Raw genomic sequence first — 16,048 nt, 5'->3', positions numbered from 1 at the left:
GCGGTGACCGACGCCCAAGAGACCGCAGCAGACCTGCGCACCACCACCGGGGGCGGCCCCCCGGACGACGTCGAAAAGGCGCCGATTCCGTTGCTCGAGCCCCGCGAGGGGATCCCTCCGGTGGTCGCCGACGAGGACGCACTCGCCCGGGTGGTCGCGGCCTTCGCCGCGGGCACCGGACCTGTGGCGGTCGACGCCGAGCGCGCCTCCGGATACCGCTACGGGCAGCGCGCCTACCTGGTGCAGCTGCGCCGCGAGGGCGCAGGATCCGCGCTGATCGACCCGGTCGGTTGCCCCGACCTTTCCGCATTGGGCGAGGCCCTGACCTCCGCCGAGTGGATCCTGCACGCCGCGACCCAGGACCTGCCGTGCCTGCGCGAAATAGGCATGGTCCCCACCTCCCTTTTCGACACCGAGCTAGCCGGCCGCCTCGCCGGCTTCCCGCGGGTCGGACTGGGCGCGATGGTCGAGAGCGTTCTCGGCTACGCGCTGGAGAAGGGGCACTCCGCCGTCGACTGGTCCACCCGCCCGCTCCCCGAACCGTGGCTGCGCTACGCCGCGCTCGACGTGGAGCTCCTGGTGGACCTGCGCGACGCGCTGGAGAAGGAACTGGACCGGCAGGGCAAGCTGGAATGGGCCCGGCAGGAGTTCGACGCCATCGCCGCCGCCCCGCCCGCCCCGCCCCGCAAGGACCCGTGGCGCCGGACGTCCGGCATGCACAAGGTGCGCCGCCGCCGGCAGATGGCCGTCGTACGGGAGCTATGGGAGTCCCGGGACCGTATCGCGCAGCGGCGCGACGTGTCGCCGGGCAAGGTGCTGGGGGACGCCGCGATCGTCGAGGCCGCGCTCGCCCTGCCGACGAACGTGCACGCCCTGTCGGCCCTGCCCGGGTACGGCCAGCGGATGGGCCGGCGCCAGCTGGACCAGTGGATGGCCGCGGTGGACCGGGCGAAGGCCCTGCCCGAGAGCGAGCTGCCGCAGCCGGGGGCGACCCCTGCGGGCCCGCCGCCACCGCGTTCCTGGGCGGACAAGGACCCGGCGGCTGCGGCGCGGCTGTCGGCGGCCCGGGCTGCCGTCTCGGCGCTCGCGGAGCAGCTGAACCTGCCCCAGGAGAACCTGATCACCCCGGACACGGTCCGCCGGCTGTGCTGGGAGCCGCCGCAGCGGCGGGAGCAGGACGCTGTGGCGCAGGCCCTCGCGGACTACGGCGCCCGTCCGTGGCAGATCGAGCAGGTGACCGCGGTCCTGGTCACGGCCCTGGCCGCGAACGCCTGACCCGCCACACCGCCGGAAGCGGGCACGGGGTCCTCACTCCAAGGGAGTGAGGACCCCGTCGTCGTTCGTCCCCGTCGCCCTGCTCATTGTTCAGCCGCGCGGCGTAGGTCAGCGGGGCGGTCGGCCGGGCCGTCTGCGAGGCCGTCTGCGAGGCCCGGTGTCCGCGCGGCGTCGTCGACGCGACCGTACGCGCCGGATGCCCGACCCGTTCGGGTAGCTCCGGGCGCTCCGAACGGCCTGGCGTGCGGCCGGGGCGCACGGTGGGCGGCATGGTCCGGAGTGTGACGTTCGCCGCTGTTCGGGGAGGGGGTGTGCACAAGGGTTACCCGCAAGTAGCATGGCCGGGTGAGCGGGCGCTCAGGAAAGCATGCCGAGCCGCCCCCGCGCAGCAGTGCCATCCCGCACCTGGAGGAGAGCCAACGTGCCTCGTACCGTCAGGGACGTCGTCTTCGTCGACGGCGTCCGCACCCCGTTCGGCAAGGCGGGCCCGAAGGGCATCTACCACGAGACCCGCGCCGACGACCTCGTCGTGAAGGCGATCCGGGAGCTGCTGCGCCGCAACCCGGACCTGGACCCCAAGAAGATCGACGAGGTCGCCATCGCCGCGACCACGCAGATCGGCGACCAGGGCCTGACGCTGGGTCGTACCGCCGGCATCCTCGCGGGCCTCCCGCAGTCCGTTCCGGGCTACTCCATCGACCGCATGTGCGCCGGCGCGCTGACCGCCGTGACCGCCGTCGCGGGCGGCGTGGCCTTCGGTGCGTACGACGTCGCCCTCGCCGGCGGTGTCGAGCACATGGGCCGCCACCCCATGGGCGAGGGCGTCGACCCGAACCCGCGCTTCGTCTCCGAGAAGCTGGTCGACGAGTCCGCCCTCTTCATGGGCATGACCGCCGAGAACCTGCACGACCGGTACCCCACGATCACCAAGCTCCGCGCCGACGAGTACGCCGTGCGCTCGCAGGAGAAGGCCGCCAAGGCGTACGCCGACGGCAAGATCCAGCAGGACCTGGTCCCGATCTCGGTGCGCAACACCAACGAGGCGGCCGGTGAGACGGGCTGGGGCCTGGTCACCTCCGACGAGCCGATGCGCCCGGGCACCACGCTGGAGAACCTGGCCGGCCTGAAGACCCCGTTCCGTACGCACGGCCGGGTGACCGCGGGCAACGCCGCCGGTCTCAACGACGGTGCGACCGCCGCGATCATCGCGTCCGAGGACTTCGCCCGGGAGAACAACCTCCCGGTCAAGATGCGCCTGGTCTCGTACTCCTTCGCGGGTGTCGAGCCGGAGGTCATGGGCTACGGCCCGATCCCGGCCACCGAGAAGGCCCTCGCCCAGGCCGGTCTGACGATCGATGACATCGGTCTCTTCGAGATCAACGAGGCCTTCGCGGTCCAGGTGCTCGCCTTCCTGGAGCACTACGGCATCGCCGACGACGACGCCCGGGTGAACCAGTACGGCGGCGCCATCGCGTTCGGCCACCCGCTCGCCTCCTCCGGCGTCCGTCTGATGACGCAGCTGGCCCGCCAGTTCGAGGAGCAGCCGCACGTCCGCTACGGCCTGACCACCATGTGCGTCGGCTTCGGCATGGGCGCCACGGTCATCTGGGAGAACCCGCACTTCACCTCCGAGGGAGACGCCAAGTGAGCACCACCGCTGAGCTCCTGAAGGGTGCGGCCGAGCTGTTCCCGGACGAGGTCGTCACGTCCGCGCACGTGCGTCACCTGGACCTGCCGTTCGGTGCCGGGCGCTTCGCGCTCATCACGCTGGACAACGGTTTCGACCACACCAAGCCGACCACCTTCGGCCCGCAGTCCCTCGCCAACCTGAACGCGGCGATCGACCAGGTCGAGCAGGAGGCCCTTGCCGGCTCCATCGTCGGCGCGGGCATCACCGGCAAGCCGTTCATCTTCGCGGTCGGCGCCGACCTCAAGGGCGTCGAGCTGCTGAAGAAGCACGACGAGGCGCTCGCCATCGGCAAGGGCGGCCACGACGTCTTCAAGCGGCTGTCGGCGCTGGCCGTCCCCACCTTCGCGTACTACAACGGTGCGGCGATGGGCGGCGGTGTCGAGGTCGGTCTGCACTGCACCTACCGCACCGTCTCGAAGGCCATTCCGGCCTTCTCGCTGCCCGAGGTCTTCCTCGGTCTGGTTCCCGGCTGGGGCGGCTGCGCCATCCTGCCGAACCTGATCGGCGCCGAGCGCGCGGTCTCGGTGATCATCGAGAACTCGCTGAACCAGAACCGCCAGCTGCGAGGCAAGCAGGTCTTCGAGCTCGGCATCGCCGACGCGCTGTTCGAGGGCGCGGACTTCCTGGAGCAGTCGCTCCTGTGGACCGCTCGCGTCCTCAAGGGCGAGACCGAGGTCGTACGCGCCGAGGTCGACCGCGGCGAGGCCTGGGACGCGGCCGTCGCCAAGGGCCGCTTCATCGCGGACTCCAAGGTGCACGGCGCCGCCCCGGCCGCCTACCGCGCCCTGGACATCATCGCCGCGGCCAAGGACGGCGACCTCCAGGCCGGCTTCGACGCCGAGGACACGGCCCTGGCCGACCTCATCATGGGCGGCGAACTGCGCTCCGGCATCTACGCCTTCAACCTGGTGCAGAAGCGCGGCAAGCGCCCGGCCGGCGCCCCGGACAAGTCCCTGGCCCGTCCCGTCACCAAGGTCGGCGTCGTCGGCGCGGGCCTGATGGCCTCGCAGCTGGCGCTGCTCTTCCTGCGCCGCCTGGAGGTGCCGGTGGTCCTCACCGACATCGACCAGGAGCGCGTGGACAAGGGTGTGGGCTACGTCCACGCCGAGATCCAGAAGCTGCTCGGCAAGGGCCGCATCAACCAGGACAAGGCCAACCGCCTGACCGCCCTGGTGACCGGTGTCCTGGACAAGGCCGAGGGCTTCGCGGACGCGGACTTCATCATCGAGGCCGTGTTCGAGGAGATGTCCGTCAAGCAGAAGGTGTTCGCGGAGGTCGAGGCGGTCGCTCCGGCGCACGCGATCCTCGCCACCAACACCTCCTCGCTGTCGGTGTCGGAGATGGCCTCCAATCTCCAGCACCCGGAGCGCGTGGTCGGCTTCCACTTCTTCAACCCGGTCGCGATCCTCCCGCTGCTGGAGATCGTCCGCGGTGAGCAGACCGACGACGCCTCGCTGGCCACGGCCTTCGGTGTCGCCAAGAAGCTGAAGAAGACCGCGGTCCTCACCAAGGACGCCCCGGCGTTCGTCGTGAACCGCATCCTGACCCGCTTCATGGGCGAGATCCAGAACGTCATCGACGAGGGCACCCCGGTGGCCACCGCCGAGAAGGCCATCGAGCCGCTCGGCCTGCCGATGTCCCCGCTGGTGCTGCTGGAGCTCGTCGGCCCGGCGATCGGTCTGCACGTCTCCGAGACCCTGAACCGCTCCTTCCCGGAGCGCTTCAAGGTCTCCCCGAACCTCGCGGCCGTCGTCAAGGCGGGCAAGCGCGGCTTCTACGTCTACGATTCCGGCAAGCCGGAGCTCGACCCCGAGGTCGCCGCCCTCCTGGTCCAGGGCGATGTCGTCCTGACCGAGGAGCAGGTCCGCGACCGCGTCCTGGACGCGGTGGCGCAGGAGATCGGCCTGATGCTGGAGGAGGGTGTCGTGGCCGAGGCCCAGGACATCGACCTCTGCCTCATCACGGGCGCCGGCTGGCCCTTCCACCTGGGCGGCATCACGCCGTACCTGGACCGCGAGGGCGTCTCGGAGCGGGTGAACGGCAAGAAGTTCCTCGCCCCAGGCCTGGCGAGCATCCCGGCCTGACGCCTGCGCAGCACGAAACGGCGGCGCCCGTCCTCCTGAGCGAGGGCGGGCGCCGCCGCCGTTTCGCGGTGCCCCGCGTCCGGGTGCCGATCCTGACATCGGATAATCGACGGATGCACCCGCGAATGGACAGCTGGACACGGACTCCCCGCAAGCGGTCGGCTGCCGTGATCACGGCGGTCTGCGCGGCGGTCGGCGCCCTCCTGGGCGTCACGGGGTACGTCCTGACCAACGACCCGGCGCCGAAGGCCTCTCCGAGCCACCTCCAGGCATCGGCCGCCCCGAGCCGCATCACCGTCATCGACTGGAACATCTGCGGCGAGGCGGGCGGCCAGCGCGGAGCACGCGGCTACTGCCCCAACCGCAACCGGCCCGACCTGACGGTGTCCGAGATCCGCGCGATGGTCGACGAGCGGAAGGCCGACGTCATCACGCTCCAGGAAGTGTGCGGCGGCGCCCCTGGCAGTCACCTGGCCCTGCTGGAAGAGGCACTGGACGACTCTTGGACGGTGCGTAGGGCGCGCGGTACCCGCCCGGACGGCGCGGCCGACTGCCGTGGCTCACTCACGGGTGAGCTGGGCATCGCCATCGCCGTACGCGGCAAGGTCACGGCGGAGGCGTCGAGCAACACGCTCTCGGACGAGGAGCCGCAGAGCGGTGAGCAGGTATCGCCGGTGCTGTGCGTCGACGTGGAGGGCTGGTCGTACCGGGTGTGTACGACGCACCTGCTGCCTTCGAGCGACAAGCGCGGCTCCGCGCAGGCGGAGCGCATCGTCAGGCGGGCCGCCCCCGACGGGAAGCCGTACATCCTGACGGGCGATTTCAACCGGGACTCGAAGTCCCCCGAACTCGCCCCGTTCACGACGGCCCTGACGGAGTGCAAGCAGCTCACGCGTTCGGGCCAGTTCACGCACCACGCTTGGGACCCCAAGATCAGCGACCACGTGTACCGCACCCTCGACCACGTCTTCGCCTCCGCGGGCGAGGACGGGGCGCCGCCGAAGTTCGCCAACTGCGGTGTGGACAGGACCCGTATGGACACGACCCCGAACACGGAGGGCACGGTCCCCAACGGGAAGTCCGATCACGCTCCGGTGTACGCGACGATCAGCCTCCGGCGCTGAATTCCGTCGGCGCGTGGTCGGGCGGGCCCGCCGGAACGGGCCGCCCCCTTCTGACCGGACAGACGCATCCGGGCAGCTGACCGACCGGCCGGAGAGAAACGCGCCAGGACGGAAGCCCCGGGCGGCCCGGGGTCCGCGTCACCAGCGGCCGTCGAAGGGCTTGTGGTCGCACTTGCCGGAGCAGGGCACCCGGGACATCGTCGATTCGCTGATCCAGTGGCCGGGCGGGAGTCCGTGGACGCGCAGGGTGTGCCGGGCGGGCAGGGAGTGGATGGCGCTGAAGATCGCCACGAACTCCAGGGTGTAGGTGCCGGGTCTCCAGTCGTGCGGATGGGTCACCTTCCAGGTGCCGTCCTTCTGCACCGGGGCGGTAGCGATCAGCCGGTCCCCCTCCATGACCATCACCTGGGAGACTCCGGGGACGGCGGTGCCCGAGAAGCGGGGGCGGGGGCCGCTGAGGGTGCCTTCGCGGGGGCCGACGACCACGGGCGGCGGGACGCTGTCCCACACGGTGAAGGGGAGCGCACCCATCGCGGACAGACCGTGGCCGGTGATGCCGACGGCCTGGATCAGATGGTCTCCGGCCGTCCACTTCAGGGCGCGGCGCCAGGTCCACTTGCCTTCGGAGTTGACCTGCGTGCCGCCGACGTAGACCCCCTGCTCGAAGAAGAGCAGGTACGTCGTCCCGGGCGCGGCCGTCCCCCAGAACTTCTGCATCGCGCTCACGGCCTGGCCCGGCTTGGGGCCGGTGAACTCCGGAGCGGGCACGACGGGCGCGTCGCCGTGGAGCGCGCGTTCGGGCGATTCCACCGTGAACTCGGTCAGCACGGGCGGGTAGGACGGGGCCACGGAGACCGCGTCCGGGTTCACCATCCCGTAGGGCAGACCACCCGCGGCGCCGGCGTTGTGCAGGCCGATCGCGATCAGCCGGGCCACCTCCCGGGCTCCCGTCTCATTGAAGTGGGAGGCGTCGATCAGACCGTCGGGGTGGTTCGGATGCTCTCCTGCGTCGACCCAGCGGTAGTACTGGCGGGCCCGCTGCGGTCCCAGTTCCTGGAGCATGGCGGTGGTCATCGCGGTCACGTCGACCAGCGGTGTGCCGGTCTCGGCGGCGACCTCCCGCACCACCTGTGGATAGCCGTCCCGGGTGTCGGCGACGCTTCCGTCCGGCTCGAACACGCAGCGCATGGCGGGGGTCAGCAGGACCGGAAAGGCCCCGGCGCCGCGGAGGGCCTCCAGGTAGACGTGGAGGAACTCCCTTAGCTCGCGGTGGCTGTGGTAGAGGTCCGGCTTGTCGATGCGCTGTTCGACGCCTCCGAAGTCGACCGCGACCACGTCACCGGGTTCCAGCAGGTTCAGCAGGGTGAGGAGGCGCTCGGTGTAGTAGCCGCGTGCGGTCATCGCGTCGCGCGCGTAGTTGCGCACTTCGAAGTACGGCGTCAGGAACTCACCCAGGAACTGACCCCAGCCAGCGAACGGGGCCTCCTTGGGCGTCCGCGACGCGGCCACGGAGTTTCCGATGATGCAAATCTTGGTCACTGCTTCTCCTCTTCCACGCTCAGGTCACCAGGGCTCGCCGCTCGGCCGTCGCGGACCTATAGGGGCCACTCGGGGAGCAGACCGGCGTGGTATCGCTGGTTGCGCGAGGCGCCGTACTCGAACTGGCTCGCCACCGGGAAGTAGCTCGGCAGGAACGCGGTCAGGATCGCGTCCTGCTCGTCCTCGGGGACGTCTCCGTCGTGGTAGTCGTTCAGACAGAAGACGTCGTGCGGGCGGGCCGTCATCAGGCGGGTGAGCCGGGTGCGGTGTTCGCTCAGGCCGACGTTGACGAAGCCGCAGGCGATGCGGCCCGGGATGCTCCGGCCGGTCTGGTAGGCGAAGTAGTGGTGCAGCGAGGACGCGATGGAGACGTCCGAGTGGCTGCGCAGACGGCTCGCGGCGGTGGCCGCCACGACGTCGGGGTACGCCCGGTCAAGGTCGGCCAGCACGCTGCGGCGCAGCGGGTAGGGCGCGTGCAGGAAGCCGTGGGTCAGACTCTGGCCGAAGGATCCGGCGATCAGCGCGCGGTTGTTCTTGGCCGCGCTGATGTTGAAGTCGTCATCGTGCCGGGTGGGGACCATCGCGATGGCGGTCGGCGACATGAAGTGCTTGGCCTGTCCGTTGCCCTCGAAGAACAGGTTGGGCAGGACGGTACGGCCCATGAAGAAGTCGTCGTTGAAGTAGAGGAAGTGCTCGGAGAGCCCCTCGATGTGGTGGAGCTGGCTCTCGATGGCGTGCGAGTTGTACGTGGGCAGCGCACCGCGGTTGCCGAAGATCTCCGTGTGGTCGACGACGCGTACGCGGTGGTGGTTGAGGTCGAGCCACGGCGGGGTCTGCCGGTCGGTGACGACGTAGATGTTCCGGATCCACGGCGCGTACATGTCGATCGAGCGCAGCGAGAAACGGAGTTCGTCGCGGCTGCGGAAGCGGGCGGCGCTCGCTGCGGCGTCCACCGGCTCCAGGCCGAGCGCGGCCAGCACCTGGTTCTTGCGCTCCAGCCAGGCGAGGTCCGAGCCGTCCACCCAGGTGTAGACGGCGTCGATGGGGAAGTTGACGTCGCCGTGCAGGGGCTGCGCGAAGGGCGCGATGGTGGGGTAGGTACGCCCGCCGAGCACGATGGGGACGCGCTGCATGGACTGCTGCGAGATCCGGTCGCCGATGAGGGTGCGGGCCGGGGTGACCACGTACTCCTCGTCCTCGGGGTCGGTCTCCCAGAAGGAGATGGTGCAGCCGTAGACGGCGCCCAGGCGGAGGGTGCGCGAGGCGGTCACCACGCTCTGGTAGACGCGGACGCCCGTGCACTGGAGCTGGAGGTGTTCGTCCGAGAGTCCGGCGAGCACGGTGGTGATGGCGTCCTGGCGCTCGTTGAGGAAGGCCGCGTAGACGGGTTCCTGCCGGTAGGTTTCGGCCAGCGCCTTCAGCACGCCCTCGCGATAGGAGGCGTGGACGCCGATGGTCTTGCGCACCATGGTGTCGCGGGCGACCAGGTAGGGGATTCCGGCCGCTTCGAGGGCGTCGGCCGCGAACGCCATGTTGGCCTGAACGATGTCGAACGGGGACTCGGTGTCGGTGACGCGGCACAGCTGGCCGCCGTCGCGGACCAGTTCGCGGTACCGCTTGGCGATCTGCTGCTCCAGCTGGACCTGGTTGCCGGCGCGGGACTGGCTCGGCGGGGCGGGGGCGGCCGGGATGGCCGCGCCGTCGATGCCACTGCGGACGGCGTGCAGGGCCAGCCGGTCGGCCTTGACGGCGTCGCGGCGGCCACTCTCCCGGTGGCCGGCCAGCTCCTTGAAGAGCTTCTCCCAGTGAGCGGTGATCTGCGGCGGGTCGAAGCGGTGGATCGTCTGGGCGGCCTGGGCGCCCATGTGGTGGCGCAGCCCCTGGTCCTCGATGAGGCGCCGCAGCTGGAGGGCCAAGGCGGCGACGTCGCCGTGCGGTACGAGGATGCCCGAGCGTCCGTCGAGGATGATCTCGCGCGGGCCGTTGGGGCAGTCGTACGACAGCACGGGCACACCGGCGGCCTGGGCCTCCATCAGGACGAGCGGGAAGGCCTCGTTGCGGGAGGTCATCAGCGCGATGCTGGCCTTGGCCCACTCCTCCGCCAGATGCGGGGTGTTCCCGTTGAGTTGGATGCTGTCGTGCAGGCCGAGCTGGTTGATCTGGCGGCGCAGCGGGCCGGCGAGCGGGCCGTCGCCGAAAATGCGCAGGATCCAGTCGGGGTGGTACGGGGCCACCTGCGCCCAGGCGTTGACGGCGTGGTCGAGCTGCTTCTCGCCGACGAGGCGGCCGGCGGTGACCACGGTCCGGGTCTCCAGGGTGGAGCGCGGCCGGAAGCCGGTGGGCAGTGCGTTGGGGACGACCTCGATGCGCGGGGCCGCGGCGCCGAGGGTCTCGGCGAACCATTCGCCGGTGCGGCTGCTGAGCACGGCGAGGGCGTCGAGGCGGGGGGCGTACTTCAGGAGGGGCTCGCCGCTGGTGCCGCGCAGCTCGGAGACGCGGTGCTCCTGGTGCACGGTGATGACCCGGCCGGGGGCGAGCTGGACGGCCAGTGCCATCAGGGCCGGGGTGGTGGTGATGAGGATGTCGGTGTCGGTGTGCTGGAGCGCGAGTTCGAGCTCGATGTCCGACAGCCGGTTGAACGCGGCCTCCCACGCCCGGTCGACCAGGCTGCTGGGCTGGGCGGCGAGGACAGCGTACGCCTCGTCCCCGAGCTCGACGCGGCGGGTCGGCCGGGGCACGGGGCCCGTCGAGTCGACGAGGTAGTCGACCCGTACCCGTTGGTCGAGGGGGAAGAACAGCTCGGGCTGGGTGCGGAAGATGCTGAGCACCCTTACCTCGTGCCGGGCGGCGAGTTCGGAGGCCTGGTTGAAGACCGCTCGTTCGGTGCCTCCCACGGCGTCGGCAGTGGTCAGCAGAAAAGTGATCTTCATCAGGCTCTCCGCCCGGCTTCGGGCATACGACTGCAGGTGACCCGGAGGTTCCCCGCGGCGGTGTAACGGGGATGGACGATCATGGGCGGCCGGCCGGCCGGGGCGACCACCGCCTTGTTGATGGCGAACACGCGCATCGGGTTGCGTACGTCGTGCAGCCTGCGGCCGATCCGCAGGGCCCGGGTCGACTCCGAGGCCACGGAAATGTCCCAGTGCTCGGTGGCCCGGCGCTCCGGCGGCATCTCCTCCAGGGGCACGACGACCCGCCAGATGCCCCCGGGCAGCGCCTCCACCGGGCGCTCGATGCGGCGTCGGGACGCGACGAACTCGGCCCAAGGGTCCTGGATCCGGGTACCGAGCAGCCGGAAGTCCACGACGAGGGCGGAGTGCGAGAGATCGATGCGGACGACCTCGGCGGACGGCTTCGGGTTCGAGGTGACCACGCGCAGGCTCCCGGTGACGGTGCGGCCGAGGCGATGGCGCACTCCGTCGACGGGTGAGGCGCCCATCGGCTTGGTCGGTCCGGCGTACGGGACGGGCGGCTCGACCAACAGCAGTGGGAGCTTGCGCGTCTTGCGGCCGTCCTGGATCAGCAGCGTGGTCTTCCACCGCCCACTGGGCAGGGCGAGTCCGCCGGGACCGGTGCCCAGCAGCACGGCGGCGTCCATCAGGAGCCGGTCCTCGCGGTCCTCGTAGAGGTGCGCCGGGGCGTACACGCGGCTGCGGCCGTTCCTCAGCTCGATCTCGGCGGACTCGCCGAGCGGCGCCGAGTCGGGAAGGACGGCGTGCAGGTTCATGGTGTGGCCGTCGAGAACCGCCGCGTAGTGCAACACGGCGGCGCGTCCCTTGCGCCGGGGCAGGAAGACATGGGCCATCAGCCAGGCACGGACGGCGAGGATCCGCCCGGCCCACGCGCTCTGGGACTGGATCAGGCGCTTGACCAGGCGCTTGAGCAGGGTCTTCATCGGTAGCGGCTTCCCAGCTCGGTGATGCGCCGGGTGGGGGTGCCGACGGCGTCCGGAATCTCGTAGGGGCTCGGGACAGGAAAGTAGGAGTCGAGGAAGTGCTCGACCATGCGCGCCTGCGCGTCCTTGTCCTTGGGGGTGACGGTGTCGTTGATGCAGAAGGTGTCGAAGTCGCGCCGGGCCACGAGTCGGTCGAGGCGCTGCTGCGCGGGGGTGTCACCGATGTCGATGTACACGTACCGCAGGTCGCCGACGGTGGCGCGGGCCGAGTGGTACGCGTAGTAGTGGTGCAGGGAGGAGGCGATCGGCACGTCGTGCGGGGAGCGGAAGCGCGAGTGCTGGGTTCCCCAGTGGGAGGTCGCGTAGACCTGCTCGATCTCTCCGAGGATGCTGCGCCGCAGGGCATGGGGGGTGTGCTTCATCTTCTGGGAGATGAAGGTGCCGAACTGCTGGGTGATCAGGCCGCGGCTGTTCTTCCCCGCCGCGTTGACGGGTAGGTCCTCGGGGGTGACCCGGCCCGGCGGGATCAGGGCCTTGGACATGAAGAACTTCGACAGCCCGTTGGGGTGGAAGAAATGCCCGGGGCGCACGGGACGCCCGAAGAACACGTCGTCGTTGAGATAGAGGAAGCATTCCGAAAGGCCGGGTATGTGATGCAACTGGCTTTCGATGGCGTGGGAGTTGAACGTGGGCAGCGCGCCCGGGTCGGAGAAGATCTCGCGGTGGTCGACGACGGTCAGGCCGGGGTACTCGGTGTTGAGCCAGCCCGGTACCTGGCCGGCGGTGACGAGGAAGATCTGGTGGACCCACGGTGCGTACTGGTGGATCGATCGCAGGGAGTAGCGCAGCTCGTCGCGGCTGGTGAACCGGGCATCGTTGGCGGCCTGCTCGTGCAGCGGGGCCGTTTCGGTGCCCGCCGTGATACCGCGGCGCACGGCGTCCTTGCTCGCCCGCCACTCGGGATCCGCGTCGTCGACCCAGGTGTAGACGACGTCGATCGGGAAGAGGTGGTCAGAGGGCAGCGGAGCGGTGAATTCCGCGAGGGTGCGCGCCTCACCGGTCCAATACGGGGCGGGGACGGGGCTGAACAGCTGCTGCGGCGCCCAGGTGCGGCGGCCGTCGGCCGGGACCTCCATCACGACACTGTTCGGCCGGGGCGCGATGAGCTGCCCGGAGTCCTCGGCCCAGAATTCCAGGTCGACGCCGGATTCCTGTCCGAACACCAGGTTCCCCGTCGGGTCGCAGACCACCCAGCACAGTCGCAGGACGTCGTCGTGGCGGTATCTGGCCCAGGTCCTGGGCGCGGAACCCGGGCGGAGCCGGCCGCCGCTGGCCGCGTGGCTGACGTAGCCGGGGTTGGCGCCGAAGGTCAGCTGGAGGACTCGCTCGACCTCCCCACGACTTCCCGACCGGACGGCGACGCAGGGGTTGGTCTTGCCCGTGCCGCGGACGCAGAAGTAGTCGATGCCGGCGTCTTCGAGCACGGCTACCAGCAGGTGCAGGTTGCGGGCCTGCGCGGCCCACTCCGTGGCACCGGAGACGACCATCGCGCGCAGGTGCTTGCCCTTGACGCGGACCACGCGCAGGCTGGCGTCGGTGCCGTCCTTCGCTATGCTGCCGCCCATCGCGCTGGAGACGACCGCGGACTTCGCCGAGTCGACCAGGGTCATGCTCTTGATGACGCCGGCCCGCATGGGCTTGGGGACGCGCCGGACCACACGTCGGCGCGCATGGATTGGGACCAGCGAACGATAGCCCGCCACGAGGGCACTGGCTTCCGGGTTGTTCGCCACTTTTCCCTATCCGTCCACGCCCTCAACCTTCACGATTATCGGATCTTCACACCCTTAGCCACGCTGTGTCCATCCGCAGTCCACCCATGATGCCCAGAACGTGCCTGGTCACAGGGCCTGTGCAGGAAAACGTAAAGAGCTCGTGAAGAAGCTCACACAACATTTATGGGCGTTTTGATAGGGGGCTATCCGCTTTTACACCTGGATCGCAGGATCCATGCTCAAGCCCGGCTCGGGGCGCTGGCGCGCGATCCGCAGCGCGCCGCCCGCGTCCACCGTACCGATCACCACACGGCCGTAGCCGTCGAGCGCGAGAGCCGGCGGGCAGGCGGTCTGCTCACCTGTGGGCGACCACCACACACCGGCGCCCTCGTTCTCGGTGGCGCAGGCAGCGAGCATCACCTGGCCGTCGAAGCCCCAGTGCGCGAGCACCGTGCAGTCGTAGCCGTCGAGCGCGGCACGCAGGGCCGCGAGGCGGCCCTCGGCCGGGGCACCTCCGAGCGCGATGACCCAATCGCCGACCCGGTGGGCGAGGATCTGGCCGCTCGCCGCATCGGTCCAGTAGTACGTCACCCGGCCCGACACCGTCTCCAGAGCGGCCAGACTGCCTGCCACGGGGGCGATGCGGAGGTTCGGTCGGCGCTCGACCTCACCATCGGCCACACTCTGACCCCAGTGCATCGCCCGGCCATTGCTCGCCGGGACCAGCAACTCGACCAGCCCGGAGCTCCCGACCACCGCGGCTGCACCGTCCACGGCGTGCTGGCCCTTCAGGTTCTGCCAGGCCCCCCAGCCGCCGCGCCTGCCCTCGCGGCGCATCGAGACACCGCCTCCCGCGTGCCGGACGAAGAGGTGCACCGCACCGGAAGCGCTGACGGCGCCCACCGGCGCGCCCGCCCGGGCGGCCCGCTCGGGGTCCTTGGACGGATTGCCCAGCGGCATCCAGTCCGTCATCGGGCGTCCGGTCTGGAACTGGGTGGCGCGTACGTAGTCCACCACCGGCGCACCGCCCGCGCCCCGGGCGGTGCGGCGGCCGAGGAAGTGCAGGTAGCCGTCGGCGCCCTGCACCACGGTGACGTGGGTGAGCTCGGGGGTCTCGATGAAGTCGGGTCCGGTCCACTTCGGTCCGCCCGGCTCCTGCTCGGTCCACCGCAGCAGCCCACCGGTGGTCCGGACGAAGGCGGTGAGGCGTCCGTCCCTGCCCAGGGAGAGCCAGCGCCCGTCGACGACGTGTTCGCTCACCGTGTTGCGGCCCTTCCGGAGGTATCCCTGTTCGGCCTGAGGGCCGCGGTCGCGTCGAATAGTAGTTTGACGCTCGCGCTTACGAGAGGCTGGGCACCGGCCCGTACGTCCATGAGATTTTCTGTCTATAGTGCACGGTCAGCGTGGCACGAACGGGCGAGCCCCCACACGCCTGGACCCCACGCCCGCCAGCGCGCGCCCGGCAACCACAATTGAGGACAGCAGGATGAGCCAGGACGTCAAGACACCGGATCACCGCGAGGCCCCCGGCCACTCCGACGGCCGGGGACGCAAGCGCGTCCGGACCCGTACGCGCGGGCAGCGGATCCGCCGCGTCGTCCTACTGACCCTGGCGGCCCTCATTCTCGCGGCCGGCGGTGCGGGCTGGTGGGCGTACAGCCACCTCAACGGCAACATCGACAGCGTCGATCTCGACCAGGCCATCGGCGACAACCGGCCCAAGAAGGTCGTCGCGGGCGCGCAGAACGTCCTCGTACTCGGCTCCGACTCGCGCGCCGGGGCCAACGCGGACCTCGATCACGGTGACGTCAGCGGCGCCCGGTCGGACACCGCGATGCTCGTACACATACCCGAGGGCCGGTCCAAGGCCACCGCGGTGAGCATCCCGCGCGACACCCTGATCAGCCGGCCCGAATGCAAGGACGCCGACGGCAAGACCGTCAAGCCCGCGAACCGGGTCATGTTCAACTCCGTCTACTCGCTGGCCGGGCCGGCCTGCGTGGTCAAGACCGTCGAGCAGATGTCCGGCATCCGGGTGGACCACTTCGTCGAGGTCGACTTCGCCGGGTTCAAGGGCCTGGTGGACGCCCTCGGCGGAGTCACCGTCACCCTGGACAAGCCGATGAGCGGCGCGAAGGGCGGCCTCAAGCTCGATGCCGGGACGCACCGGCTCGACGGCGCCGACTCGCTCAAGTTCGTCCGTACCCGCTACGGCTACGGTGACGGCAGTGACCTGGGGCGCATAGGCCTGCAGCAGCAGTTCATGATGGCGATGCTGTCGGAGATCAAGAAGCAGGACGCCCTCGGCAACCCGGCCCGGCTCTACAAGCTCGCCGACGCCGGAACGAAGTCGCTGACCACCGACTCCGACCTCGCCTCCCTCACCGCCCTGTCCGACTTCGCCCAGAGCATGAAGGGCGTGGACCCGGACACCATGGAGACGATCATGCTGCCGGTCGCCTACGACAAGGTGGACCCCAACCGCGTGGTCGTGGCGGAGCCGCAGGCGGGCCAGCTGTGGGAGGCCCTGCGGACCGACCAGAAGATCCCCGCCGAGGCGAAGAAGTCTCCCGCCAAGGGCTGACACCCGGCGTCGATGCGCGAACGGGCTGTACGGGAGGCGCTCCCGTACAGCCCGTTCGTCGTGGCCGGGCTCCGCTGAGGAG

General features: G+C 70.4%; 10 protein-coding genes. 5 read left to right on the top strand and 5 right to left on the bottom strand.

Translation table 11 applies throughout. The features are described 5' to 3' along the window. Positions 1-3 precede the first annotated feature (3 nt). The 4 genes from ABZZ20_RS06550 to ABZZ20_RS06535 all read left to right on the top strand — a co-directional run bounded on the left by ABZZ20_RS06550 (position 4) and on the right by ABZZ20_RS06535 (position 6,173). Positions 4-1,275: a ribonuclease D gene (locus ABZZ20_RS06550; protein WP_356867435.1), complete on the top strand. Its 1,272-nt coding sequence runs from the start codon at positions 4-6 to the stop codon at positions 1,273-1,275. Positions 1,276-1,696: 421 nt separating this feature from the next. Then, the gene (locus ABZZ20_RS06545) at positions 1,697-2,923 is read left to right on the top strand and encodes an acetyl-CoA C-acyltransferase (protein ID WP_356867433.1); all 1,227 of its coding nucleotides are present in this window, start codon (positions 1,697-1,699) and stop codon (positions 2,921-2,923) included. After that, complete coding sequence (locus ABZZ20_RS06540) at positions 2,920-5,049, top strand: 3-hydroxyacyl-CoA dehydrogenase NAD-binding domain-containing protein (RefSeq protein ID WP_356867431.1); 2,130 nt, start codon at positions 2,920-2,922, stop codon at positions 5,047-5,049. Before ABZZ20_RS06545 ends, ABZZ20_RS06540 begins: the two co-directional genes overlap by 4 nt. Before the next feature lie 125 nt (positions 5,050-5,174). Beyond that, the gene (locus tag ABZZ20_RS06535; RefSeq protein ID WP_356867429.1) at positions 5,175-6,173 is read left to right on the top strand and encodes an endonuclease/exonuclease/phosphatase family protein; all 999 of its coding nucleotides are present in this window, start codon (positions 5,175-5,177) and stop codon (positions 6,171-6,173) included. 138 nt (positions 6,174-6,311) lie between these two features. Here ABZZ20_RS06535 and ABZZ20_RS06530 read toward each other — a convergent pair whose 3' ends face one another. The 5 genes from ABZZ20_RS06530 to ABZZ20_RS06510 form a co-directional block, all read right to left on the bottom strand. Further along, positions 6,312-7,712: a GDSL-type esterase/lipase family protein gene (locus ABZZ20_RS06530; RefSeq protein WP_356867427.1), complete on the bottom strand. Its 1,401-nt coding sequence runs from the start codon at positions 7,710-7,712 to the stop codon at positions 6,312-6,314. Between the two features lie 56 nt (positions 7,713-7,768). Continuing rightward, complete coding sequence (locus tag ABZZ20_RS06525; protein WP_356867425.1) at positions 7,769-10,642, bottom strand: stealth conserved region 3 domain-containing protein; 2,874 nt, start codon at positions 10,640-10,642, stop codon at positions 7,769-7,771. Further along, positions 10,642-11,517 (bottom strand): hypothetical protein, encoded by an 876-nt coding sequence (locus ABZZ20_RS06520; RefSeq protein ID WP_356867963.1) that lies wholly within the window; start codon positions 11,515-11,517, stop codon positions 10,642-10,644. The genes ABZZ20_RS06525 and ABZZ20_RS06520 overlap by 1 nt, the downstream gene beginning before the upstream one ends. An 86-nt stretch (positions 11,518-11,603) precedes the next feature. After that, positions 11,604-13,277, bottom strand: coding sequence for a stealth family protein (locus tag ABZZ20_RS06515; protein WP_356867423.1), 1,674 nt, complete (start codon positions 13,275-13,277; stop codon positions 11,604-11,606). Between the two features lie 318 nt (positions 13,278-13,595). Beyond that, positions 13,596-14,642 carry a hypothetical protein gene (locus tag ABZZ20_RS06510; RefSeq protein ID WP_356867421.1) on the bottom strand — a complete coding sequence of 349 codons (1,047 nt, stop codon included), beginning with the start codon at positions 14,640-14,642 and terminating at the stop codon, positions 13,596-13,598. Positions 14,643-14,868: 226 nt separating this feature from the next. On the opposite strand from ABZZ20_RS06510, the gene ABZZ20_RS06505 reads away from it, so the two are divergent. Next, positions 14,869-15,966, top strand: a complete 1,098-nt coding sequence (locus ABZZ20_RS06505; RefSeq protein ID WP_356867419.1) for an LCP family protein — start codon at positions 14,869-14,871, stop codon at positions 15,964-15,966. Positions 15,967-16,048: the final 82 nt, after the last annotated feature.

Origin of the sequence: Streptomyces sp. NPDC006430 (genome assembly GCF_040612395.1) — a bacterium.
In the GTDB taxonomy this organism is placed as follows: Bacteria; Actinomycetota; Actinomycetes; order Streptomycetales; family Streptomycetaceae; genus Streptomyces.
This window is presented reverse-complemented; position numbering and strand designations above follow the sequence as displayed.

What these genes read in the sequence shown, in the direction of transcription:
- ABZZ20_RS06520 (WP_356867963.1), bottom strand. Translation starts at nt 11,517, where the DNA reads ATGGCCCATGTCTTCCTGCCCCGGCGCAAGGGACGCGCCGCCGTGTTG.
- ABZZ20_RS06535 (WP_356867429.1), top strand. Translation starts at nt 5,175, where the DNA reads ATGGACAGCTGGACACGGACTCCCCGCAAGCGGTCGGCTGCCGTGATC.
- ABZZ20_RS06515 (WP_356867423.1), bottom strand. Translation starts at nt 13,277, where the DNA reads ATGACCCTGGTCGACTCGGCGAAGTCCGCGGTCGTCTCCAGCGCGATG.
- ABZZ20_RS06505 (WP_356867419.1), top strand. Translation starts at nt 14,869, where the DNA reads ATGAGCCAGGACGTCAAGACACCGGATCACCGCGAGGCCCCCGGCCAC.
- ABZZ20_RS06525 (WP_356867425.1), bottom strand. Translation starts at nt 10,642, where the DNA reads ATGAAGATCACTTTTCTGCTGACCACTGCCGACGCCGTGGGAGGCACC.